The 10,436-nt window shown below is 71.2% G+C and carries 7 protein-coding genes; 3 read left to right on the forward strand and 4 right to left on the reverse strand.

The window, feature by feature from the left end:
• Nucleotides 1–2 precede the first annotated feature (2 nt).
• Together ACFWWR_RS42365 and ACFWWR_RS42370 are read right to left on the reverse strand one after the other, a co-directional pair.
• A complete protein-coding gene (locus ACFWWR_RS42365; RefSeq protein ID WP_383875494.1) occupies nucleotides 3–1,988 on the reverse strand; it encodes a tetratricopeptide repeat protein in 1,986 nt (661 codons plus the stop codon).
• 91 nt (nucleotides 1,989–2,079) lie between these two features.
• Nucleotides 2,080–2,937 carry a nucleosidase gene (locus ACFWWR_RS42370; RefSeq protein WP_383875482.1) on the reverse strand — a complete coding sequence of 286 codons (858 nt, stop codon included), beginning with the start codon at nucleotides 2,935–2,937 and terminating at the stop codon, nucleotides 2,080–2,082.
• A 33-nt stretch (nucleotides 2,938–2,970) separates the two neighbouring features.
• On the opposite strand from ACFWWR_RS42370, the gene ACFWWR_RS42375 reads away from it, so the two are divergent.
• Complete coding sequence (locus ACFWWR_RS42375) at nucleotides 2,971–3,510, forward strand: hypothetical protein (protein ID WP_383875484.1); 540 nt, start codon at nucleotides 2,971–2,973, stop codon at nucleotides 3,508–3,510.
• A 68-nt stretch (nucleotides 3,511–3,578) separates the two neighbouring features.
• Complete coding sequence (locus tag ACFWWR_RS42380; RefSeq protein WP_384309431.1) at nucleotides 3,579–6,059, forward strand: ATP-binding protein; 2,481 nt, start codon at nucleotides 3,579–3,581, stop codon at nucleotides 6,057–6,059.
• Here ACFWWR_RS42380 and ACFWWR_RS42385 read toward each other — a convergent pair.
• Together ACFWWR_RS42385 and ACFWWR_RS42390 are read right to left on the reverse strand one after the other, a co-directional pair.
• Nucleotides 6,056–6,772 carry a response regulator gene (locus ACFWWR_RS42385; protein WP_383875487.1) on the reverse strand — a complete coding sequence of 239 codons (717 nt, stop codon included), beginning with the start codon at nucleotides 6,770–6,772 and terminating at the stop codon, nucleotides 6,056–6,058. The genes ACFWWR_RS42380 and ACFWWR_RS42385 overlap by 4 nt on opposite strands.
• Nucleotides 6,769–8,586, reverse strand: a complete 1,818-nt coding sequence (locus tag ACFWWR_RS42390; protein WP_384309434.1) for an ATP-binding protein — start codon at nucleotides 8,584–8,586, stop codon at nucleotides 6,769–6,771. The genes ACFWWR_RS42385 and ACFWWR_RS42390 overlap by 4 nt, the downstream gene beginning before the upstream one ends.
• Before the next feature lie 162 nt (nucleotides 8,587–8,748).
• On the opposite strand from ACFWWR_RS42390, the gene ACFWWR_RS42395 reads away from it, so the two are divergent.
• Nucleotides 8,749–10,167 (forward strand): cation:dicarboxylate symporter family transporter, encoded by a 1,419-nt coding sequence (locus ACFWWR_RS42395; protein WP_383875496.1) that lies wholly within the window; start codon nucleotides 8,749–8,751, stop codon nucleotides 10,165–10,167.
• Nucleotides 10,168–10,436 lie beyond the last annotated feature (269 nt).

Here is a 10,436-nt window from a genome sequence, read left to right on the forward strand (position 1 = left end):
CGTCAGGTCAACGCGTGTGCGGCGGATTGGGCCTGGGCGGCTTCGTCGGGGGCGTTGGCGCGGGTGAAGGCGTCGGCAGCCTGGAGGTAGGCGGTGCGGGCTTCGGCGGGGCGGCGGGCGGTCTCGTGGGCGCAGGCCAGGTTGTGGAGGGTCCGTCCCTCTCCGTACCAGTCCTCGAACTCCCGGCGGAGCTCCAGGGATTTGGCGTAGGCCTCGATCGCTTCTTCCGTCCGGCTGGCCCTCCGCAGGGCGAGGCCGAGGTTGTTCCACGCCGTGGACTCGCGGTGGCGGTCTCCGGCGGTCTGGTACAGGTCGCGGGCGCGGGTGTGGGCCTCGATCGCCTCTTCTGTCCGGCCCACCTCGCGCAGGGCGAGGCCGAGGTTGTTCCACGCCATGGACTCGCCGTGAAGGTCTCCGGCGGCCTGGCACAGGTCGCGGGCGCGGGTGTGGGCCTCGATCGCTTCTTCCGTCCGGCTCGCCTTCCGCAGGGCGAGGCCGAGGTTGTTCCACGCCGTGGCCTGACGGTGTTGGTCTCCGGCGGCCTGGTACAGGTCGCGGGCGCGGGTGTGGGCCTCGATCGCCTCCCCCACCCGGCCCACCTCCTGAATGGCGAGGCCGAGGCTGTTCCACGCAAGGGCCTCGCCCAGCCGGTCCCCTGCCCCCTGGGCGGCCTCACGCGCGACCTCCGCGACGGCGATCCAGTCGTCGAAATACCGCCGCCAGGACAGGTACTCACGGAGGTGCAGAGCCAGCAGCACCGCCGTGTACGCGAACCGCTCCTCCCGCGCCCATCCCACCGCCGCCACCAGACCCGCCCGCTCCTCGTCCAGCCACGCCAACGCCTGCGCCCGGTCCCCGAACCGCTCCGGCGCCGGCTTCCCCGGCAGCCAGCGCAACCGGGCGTCAGCCTCTCGAGCCCACAGGAAGTAGAACCCCAGCGCCCGCTTGCGCGCTGCCTCCCCTTCCTCCTGCAACCCTGCGTCCCCTGCCACCACACCCGCCCCGAACCCACGCACCAGGTCGTGCACCCGCCAGCGCATGGCCGAAGCCGTCCCGTCGACGCCCCGCACCGGCGTGACGAGATGGGTGGCGGCCAACTCCTCCAACAGGCACAGCACGGCTTCCATGCCGAGGTCGGCCAAGGCGGCGATTGCCTCCGCGCCGGTCTCCGCGCCCGGGGCAAGGCAGAGCAGACGCAGCAGTCGGGCCTGAGCCGGCGGCAGTCGGCGATACGACGTCTCCAGCACTGGACGCAGGGCAAGTGAACGGCCGTACAGGTCCGTTCCGGGGCTGCCGTGGTCGAGCACGGCGGTCGGGTCGCCGGCCTTCCTGATCTCGGTCACCAAAGAGGCGATGTCGCGGTGGCGGCGCCGACGCAACATTCCCGCAGCGATCTGGAGGGCCAGCGGCAAGTGGCCGCACAGCTCGGCCAGTTCGCGCAGCGCCTCGGGCTCGCGCCCCGGCCGCCCGTCGCGTTCGTCAGTGTCGTGCAGGGCACGCGTCAGCAGGGAAACGGAATCGTCCGGGTCAAGCGTTTCGAGGTCGATGAGGCGTACCGGAAGCGCGTCGGGACGGTCCCGGGAGGTGATGAGGACCCGGTGGCGGTCGGTGCCCGGCAGCAGCGGCAGGAACTGGGACGGGTCCGACGCGTTGTCCAGGATCAGCAGCATCCGGTCCCGCTGCTCGGCGAGAAGCGCGCGGTACGCGTCGTACTGGCGCTCCGACGTCGGCGGCAGATCCCGGTCCCGTACACCGAGGGCGTCAAGCAGGGCCAGTACCGCCTGATCAGCAGTGACCGGGTCGTCGTCATAGCCCCGCAGGTCCACGAAGAGCGTTCCGCCCGGGAACCAGCCCTGCGTGCGGGCCCGGTGCGCCGCCTCCACCGCCAGCGCCGTCTTGCCGATGCCGCCCATGCCGGTGACGGCGAAGATGAGGAGCGGGAGCGCGGTCGTGTCGTCCTCGTCGTCGGGTGCGAGATGCGGGAGCAGGCGGTCCAGGTCCTCCGAGCGGCCGGTGAACCCCGGGGGGCGGGGCGGCAGGGTGGCGGTCGCGCGGGGGACCGGGCCGTGGGTGGTGCCCCTACCGTCGCCCGTCGCCCTTGCCGGTGACGGGACCGTGGAACGTGCCGCCCCGGAAGTCGATGTGGTCCCCGCCGTACGTGGCTCCGCTGTCCCCACTTCGATGGGGACGCTCCTCGGAGTCGGAGGACCCCTCGCGGGGGCGGTGTTTGTGCAGCACGGCCACCGTCACCCAGGCCGCCTGCGCGGCGGCGAGTTTCTGCGAGCCCGAGGCGTCGGCCTTGTGCTTGCCCGCGTCGGCGCCGTCGCTGATGCCCCGGACCACCAGGGCGTCCAACCGGCCGCTCAGGTGCGCCGCGAGGGCTGCCCCGGAACCCTCCATCTCGATCGCGCCGGCGTCGTTGTAGTGCCTGCGAATGAACCCGGCGATCTCGGACCCGGAGTCCGCCAGGACCACGTCACCCGTGGCGATCGGCATGAAGTGCGCCTGTACGTCGGACATGTCCCGCACGGCGGAACGCGCCGCCTGTTCCAGCGCGTGCGAGCCCGGCAACGCCTTCGGCCGGACCAGGAATCCCTCGGGGGTCTGCTTGCCGCCGTGGATCTCGTACACCTGCGTGCCCACGACGACGTCACCGATCTCGACGTCGTCCTTGAGACTGCCGGCGACGCCGACGAAGAACACGGCCTCGGGATGCAGCCAGTCGATGAGCTGTGTGGTGAGAGAGGCCGCCCGCTCAGCGCCCATGCCCAGCTCGGCGATGGCGACATGCCACGATGTGCCGGGAAGCCGGCCCTGTTCGACTCGGGTCCCGTCGCGATGGACCAGCTCCTTCCGCTCTTCGATGTGGGCCCGGACGGCGGCGTATTCGAGGGGGAGCGCGGTCAGGATGAGAACGGTGGGCTGGGTCTCCGGCACACTCCTAAGGTACGCCGGGGGAAGGAAGATCGAGTGCCGGAACAGGACGTCACCGTCGGGCAGTTGCTGCTCGCCGAGTACCAGAGCGTCAAGGACGAGCAGAAGGCGCGGATCGGGTTCCGGGACAACCTGCTCTACGTGACGTTGGCCGTCGTGGCCGCCGTCATCGCCGCGGCCGCGCAGGCCGAACAGGCGTCGATGCTGCTCGCGTTGCCGCCGGTGTGCGTGGTTCTCGGGTGGACGTACCTCGTGAACGACGAGAAGATCTCGGCGATCGGGGCCTACGTACGTGAGCACCTCGGGCCTCGGATCGCCGCGCTGGCCGAACCGGCCGGTGGCTTCGAGGCGTTCGGCTGGGAGACCGCGCACCGCGGGGACACGCGGCGGAAGTCCCGGAAGGCCGTCCAGCTCGTCATTGACCTGACGGCGTTCTGTGCCGTGCCGCTGGCCGCGCTGGTGGTGTTCTGGGTGGACGGCGATGGTGGCGGGCTGCTCGTCGTGCTGTCGGGGCTGGAGGCGCTTGCCGTGACCGGGCTCGCCTCGCAGATCGTGTGGTACGCAAAAGGGGCGTGAAGTCCCGCCTGGCGCCGTACCGTTGACGTGCGGCGAGGGTCGGGTACGGGGACGGACGGGACGAGCGGATGGACACGGCGCTGCTGACAGCCCTGGCAGAGGGCGGGGATGCCGGACGCCGGGCAGTGGAGAAGCTGGCGCGGGCGGTGGGGCTGGATGTCGGAGCGTCCGCCCGGGAACTCGCCGAGGCGGCGAGGGACCCGGCACGGCGGGAAGCCGTGCGGGAGTGGGGCGAGGCGCTCGCCGATCTGTTCGCTGCCGATCCGCAGGGCGCAGGGGCGGTCGCACGGGCCATGGACCGGCTGGCGCCGGGCAGTGGGGCGTCCTGGTACAGCGGCGACCATGCCGACTTCCGCGGCGGCGTCTTCCTGCGTGAGGTGGTCGGCGTACAGGTCGTGATCCAGCAGGGCGGTGCCGCCGTCCCCGAGGCGCTGGCCGCCCTGCCGCCGAGACCCAACGGATTCACCGGCCGGGAGAGCCAGACCGCGGCGTTGCTGCGCACGCTGGACCCGGCCGGGGTGAGGTCGTCCGAATCCCCTGCGGTGCCCGTCGCCGCCGTGTCCGGCCTCGGCGGCGTCGGCAAGACCGCGCTTGCCGTCGAGTCCGCGCACCTGGCCTGCGAGCGTGGCTGGTTCCCCGGCGGGGTCCTCTTCATCGACCTGCACGGCTACGACCAAGAGCCCGTCACCGCCGACCGGGCCCTCCAGGCCCTGCTGCGCGCCCTCGGTACCCGACCGGAACACATCCCCACCACGGCGGACGAGCGTGCGGCGCTCTACCGCTCGGCGCTGGCCACGCGGGCCCAGGAGCACGGTGCGGTGCTGATCCTGGCCGACAACGCCTCCTCACCGGAGCAGGTACGGCCCCTCCTGCCGGGAGACGTGCGGCACCACGTCCTGGTCACGTCCCGCGACCGGCTGCCCCAACTCGGCGCACGGCTTGTTCCCTTGGACCAGCTCACGCCGAAGGAGGCATACGAACTCCTCACCCTCGCCTTGCGGACGGCCGATCCGAAGGACACACGTGCCATCGACGACCGTGCCGTGGCTGAACAACTCGCCGCTCTTTGTGGGTATCTGCCGCTGGCCCTGCAGATCGGGGCCGCTCTGCTGGCGGAGGACCCGAGCAAGCCGGTGACCGAACTCGTGTCGGAGCTGGCCGAGTCCCACGACCGTCTCGACCACCTCGACGACGGCGAGCGCAACGTCCTCGCCGCTTTCGAGCTCTCCTATCGCCGTCTGCCGCCCGACCAGGCGCGGTTGCTGCGCCTGCTCGCCCTCGCACCGGGACCCGAGGTGAGTGACGAGGTCGTCGCCGCGCTGGTCGATGCCGAGGTCCCTCCGGTGCGCGGCCTGAAGGCCCTGGTTCGTGCGCACCTCGTCGAGCGGGGCAGCGGGCGCGGATGGTGGCGGTTGCATGACTTGGTGCGGGTGTTCGGGGCGAGTGCGGTGGCGGGGGATGTGGAGTCGCGGGAGGAGGGGGCGACCGCTCGGGAGCGGGTGCTGCGCTTCTACTGCCGGTGGGCGGGTGCGGCTGATGCCCGGTTGCGGTGGGTGCCGGGGAAGCCGGTGCCGGAGCGGTTCGGGGACCGGGCGCAGGCTTTGGCGTGGCTGGACGAGGAGCGGGCGGGTCTGGTGGCGGCGGTGGGATGGGCGCGGGAGGAGCGGTTCGCCGACGCGGCGATGTGGCTCTCCGAGTACCTGGGCGTTCACCTGAGCTGGCGGCGATATTTCGACGACTCGATTGCCGTCGCGGAGACTGCGCGGGACGCGGCCCGCCGAGCAGGAAACCGGCAGAGCGAGGCCAGGGCCTTGAGCGACCTCGGCCTTGCCCTCGCGGAGACGGGCCGGGTGGGGAAGGCGATCGAGGTCCACACCCGCGCCCGCGACTTGTTCCAGACCACCGGAAACCGCCAAGGCGAGGCCGTCGAGTGGGGCAACCTTGGCACCGCCCTGCTGCGGGCGGGCCGGGTGGAGGAGGCGATCGACGCGCTGATCCATGTCCGTGACCTGTTCCAGGCCGCCGGGGACCGCCCTCGAGAGGCGATGGCATGGAACAACCTCGGCCTCGCCCTGCGGGAGGCGGGCCGGGCAGAAGAGGCGATCGACGTCCACACCCGCGCCTGCGACTTGTTCCAGACCACCGGGGACCGCCAAGGCGAGGGCTCGGCGTGGAACAACCTCGGCCTCGCCCTGCGGGAGACGGGTCGTACGGATGAGGCGGTCGAGGCGTTCGGCAAGGCCCTGGAGATCTGCCGGGAGCTCGGGGACCCGTACGGCGAGGGGCGGGCCCTGCACAACCTGGCCGCCATCCACAAGGTTGCTCGCCGCCCTGTCGAGGCCCGCATCGCCTATCTGGGGTCCGCCGACGCCTTCGCCCGCGCCAACGCCCTCACCGAAGCAGCCGAAGCGCGCACCTGGGCCGCCGAGGCCGTACGGATGAGGTGGCTGAGGCGTTTGGCGAGGCCCTGGCGACCCGCAGGAGGTTCGGGGACCGGTACGGCGAGGGGTGGATCCTCCATCTCCGGGCTCGACGACACCTCCGCCTAACGCCCCCGCTCCACGTCCCCGCGCTCGTCCTTGACCCACCGATACTGCAACTCGGGCCGCCCCACAGCCCCGTACTGCGGACTCCGAGCGGCCCGTCCCGCGTCGACCAGATGCTCCAGATACCGCCGCGCCGTGATCCGCGAGATCCCCACCGCCTCCGCGACCCCGGTGGCCGTGAGCCCCTCCGTACAGTCCCGCAGCGCCACGGTCACCCGCTCCAGCGTCGGCCCGCTCAACCCCTTCGGCAACGCGGCAGGCCCGGGCGCCCGCAGCGTCGCCAAGGCTCTGTCCACCTCGTCCTGCCCACTGGCCTCACCCGCCGACGCGTGGAACTCGGCGTATCTCACCAGGCGGTCCCGCAGCGTGGCGAAGGTGAAGGGCTTCAGTACGTACTGCACGACGCCCAGCGAGACGCCCTCCCGCACCACCGTCAGATCCCGCGCCGACGTCACCGCTATGACGTCCGCGTGGTGCCCGGCCGCACGCAGCGACCGCGCCAGCTGCAGCCCGTGCACGTCCGGCAGATGCAGGTCGAGGAGCAGCAGGTCCACCGCCGTACGTTCCAGCGCCCGCCGCGCCTCCGCACCGGTGTGCGCCTTGCCCACGGCCGTGAAGCCCGGGACCCGGTTGACGTACATGACGTGCGCGTCGGCGGCGACGGGGTCGTCCTCGACCACCAGGACACGGATGGGGTGCTGCTCGGCCGTCGTCATACGTCGCCTCCAGAAACCGCACTGCCCCCGGAAACCGCCCCGCCCCCGGAAACCGCCCCGCCCTCAGAAACCGCACTGCCTCCGGAAGCCGTCGCCGTGCCCCGTGAAATGGCCGTGCCCCCGGAAGCCGTCACCGTGCCCCCCGAAGCCGCGCTGCCCGGCACGGCCCCCTGCGCCGCCGGCTCGGAGCTTCGCCGCTCGAGCGCGTCCCGCTCAGCCCGGGCCCCCAACGGCAACCGCACCTCGAACTCCGCCCCACCCCCGTCGGCCCCGGCCACCGCCAGGGCCCCCTCATGCCGGTTCACCGCCTGCCGTACGAGCGCCAGGCCCAGCCCCCGGCCCCCCGGCCCCGACGGCTTCGTCGAGAAGCCCCGTTGGAAGACCGCGTCCGCGTGCGCCGGGTCGACGCCGGCGCCGGTGTCCGACACCCGCAGCACCAGCTCGCCGTCCGCCGTGTACGCGGTCACCGTCACCCGGCCCCGCACGCTCCCCTGCGCCGCGTCCACCGCGTTGTCGATCAGGTTGCCGAGGATGGTCACCAGGTCCCGGGAGGGAAGCGACGGCGGCAGCAGACCGTCGTCCAGCCGGCTCTCCTCCGAGACCACCAGTTCCACGCCCCGCTCGTTGGCCTGAGCCGTCTTGCCCAGCAGCAGGGCCGCCAGCACCGGCTCGCTCACCGCCGCCACGACCTGGTCGGTCAGCGCCTGGGCCAGTTCCAGTTCGGCGGTCGCGAAGTCCACCGCCTCCTCCGCCCTTCCCAGCTCGATCAGCGAGACGACCGTGTGCAGTCGGTTCGCCGCCTCGTGGGCCTGGGAGCGCAGTGCCTGGGTGAAGCCGCGTTCGGAGTCCAACTCGCCCATCAGCGACTGGAGTTCGGTGACGTCGCGCAAGGTCACGACCGTGCCCCGATGTTCGCCTCCCGACACCGGTGACGTGTTCACCACCAGCACCCGGTCAGCCGTCAGGTGCACCTCGTCCACCCGCGGCTCCGACGCCAGCAGGGCACCCGTCAGCGGTACCGGCAGTCCGAGATCGGCGACGGACCGGCCCACCACATCGTCCGACACACCCAACAGCTCCCGTCCGCCGTCGTTGATCAGCGCCACACGGTACTGCCCGTCGAGCATGAGCAGCCCCTCCCGTACGGCGTGAAGCGCGGCCTGGTGGTAGTCGTGCATCGCGCTGAGTTCGGCCGCGTTCATGTTGTGCGTGTGGCGGCGCAGCCGGGCGTTGACCACGTAGGTGCCGACCGCGCCGAGCGCGAGTGCGCCGCCCGCGACGCCGAGCAGGGCCGTGAGCTGGCCCTGTACCCGCTTGCTGATCTCGTCGACCCTGATACCGGCGCTGACCAGGCCGACGACGTGTTCGTCGTCGTCCTGGACCGGAGTGACCGCGCGGACCGACGGGCCGAGCGTGCCGGTGTACGTCTCCGTGAAGGACTCGCCCTTCAGCGCCCGGTCGATGTGGCCGCGGAAGCGCTGGCCGATCTCGTCCTTGTCGGGGTGCGTCCAGCGGATGCCCTGCGGGTTCATGATCGTGACGAAGTCGACCTGGGTGTCCCGCATGACCCGCAGGGCGTACGGCTGGAGCTCGGCCGTCGGGTCGGAGGTGCCTATCGCCTCCCGCACGGAGGGGGAGTCGGCGACGGATCGCGCCACCGCCAGGGCCTGCCGGCGCGCCGCGTCCTCGGCCTGGCCGCGGTCGCTGATGTAGGTGAACAGCGCGTACCCGGCGACGAGCACCGCTATGAGCACGGCCTGCATGGCGAAGAGCTGGCCGGCCAGGCTGCGGGGTCTCGGGACACGGACGTGCATGCCGTCAGTCTGCCTCGTGGCTGATTGTGAACTAAATGAACGGAAGGGTGACCGCCCTCACACGGCGGGGGATAGTCACCGCATCCCCCCATGCAGAACCCCGATGCTGAACCCCCTGCACATCCCCATGCAGATCCCCCGGACGTGAGCCGCACGCCGGTGATGCCGACGAAGTCGTCAAGGAGGGCCGCCGTGAGCAGCGCAGCCAATACGGCAGCAACCGCACCCAAAGCCAAACGGGACCGCACCCACTACCTCTACATCGCGGTGATCATCGCGGTCGCCGCGGGCATCGCCGTGGGGCTTGCCGCACCCGATTTCGCCATCGAGCTGAAGCCCCTCGGCACAGGGTTCGTGAACCTGATCAAGATGATGATCTCGCCGATCATCTTCTGCACGATCGTGCTGGGCATCGGCTCCGTGCGGAAGGCCGCCAAGGTCGGTGCCGTCGGCGGTATCGCGCTGGGCTACTTCATGGCGATGTCGCTGGTCGCCCTCGCCATCGGCCTGGTCGTCGGCAACATCCTGGAGCCCGGCACGGGCCTGCACATCACCGAGGCGATCAAGACCGCCGGTCACGAGCAGGTGAGCGACGAGGCGCTGCCGCCGGTCGAGTTCGCGCTCTCCATCATCCCCACCACGATGATCTCCGCCTTCACCGAGGGCACGGTCCTGCAGACCCTGCTGGTCGCCCTGCTCGCGGGCTTCGCCCTGCAGGCCATGGGCTCGACCGGTGCGCCGATCCTGCGCGGGGTGGAGCACATCCAGCGGCTCGTCTTCCGCATCCTCGCGATGGTGATGTGGGCCGCGCCGATCGGTGCCTTCGGCGCCATCGCCGCCGTCACCGGCTCCGCCGGCGTCGACGCGCTCAAGAGCCTCGCCGTCCTGATGCTCGGCTTCTACGTCACCTGTTTCCTCTTCGTCTTCATCGTGCTCGGCGTGATGCTGCGCCTGATCGCGGGTCTGAACATCCTCACGTTCTTCAAGTACCTGGGCCGTGAGTTCCTGCTGATCCTTTCGACCTCGTCGTCCGAGTCGGCGCTGCCGCGGCTCATCGCGAAGATGGAGCACCTGGGCGTCAGCAAGCCGGTGGTCGGCATCACCGTCCCGACCGGCTACTCCTTCAACCTCGACGGCACCATGATCTACATGACCATGGCCTCGCTGTACATCGCCGACGCAATGGGTACGCCGATGTCGATCGGCGAGCAGATCCCGCTGCTGCTCTTCCTGCTGGTCGCCTCGAAGGGTGCGGCCGGTGTCTCCGGCGCCGGTCTGGCCACGCTGGCCGGTGGTCTGCAGTCGCACAAGCCCGCCCTGGTGGACGGCATCGGCCTGATCGTCGGTATCGACCGCTTCATGAGCGAGGCGCGTGCCCTGACGAACTTCGCGGGCAACGCCGTGGCCACGGTCCTGATCGGCACCTGGACGAAGGAGATCGACCGCGAGCGCGTCGACCAGGTGCTCGCCGGACAGATCCCGTTCGACGAGAAGACGCTCCTCGACGACAGCGAGCCCCAGGACGACGCCCACGCCGAGATCCCCGAGCAGGGCGGCGAGAAGGAACTGGCCAAGGCCTGACCTGACCGGCCCGAAGCCAAGGTCATACCGGCCCGAAGCCAAGGTCATACCGGCCCGAAGCCAAGGTCATACCGGCCCGAAGCCAAGGTCCGGGAGGCCCCACAGCCGGGACGGGCCCGGCGCCTGAACCCGGGCCCGCCCCAACGCCTCCGGGTGGCTGAGTACTCCCCCGTAGCTCAGCCGCCCGGTCGCTTTTCGCAGTCGCTCGGCCCGCCACCGGTCCGGTGGCATTGAGGCGGGTCCGCCTGCCGTGGTCAGTAGGACGACCA

This window comes from Streptomyces sp. NPDC058678, assembly GCF_042714835.1.
In the GTDB taxonomy this organism is placed as follows: Bacteria; Actinomycetota; Actinomycetes; order Streptomycetales; family Streptomycetaceae; genus Streptomyces.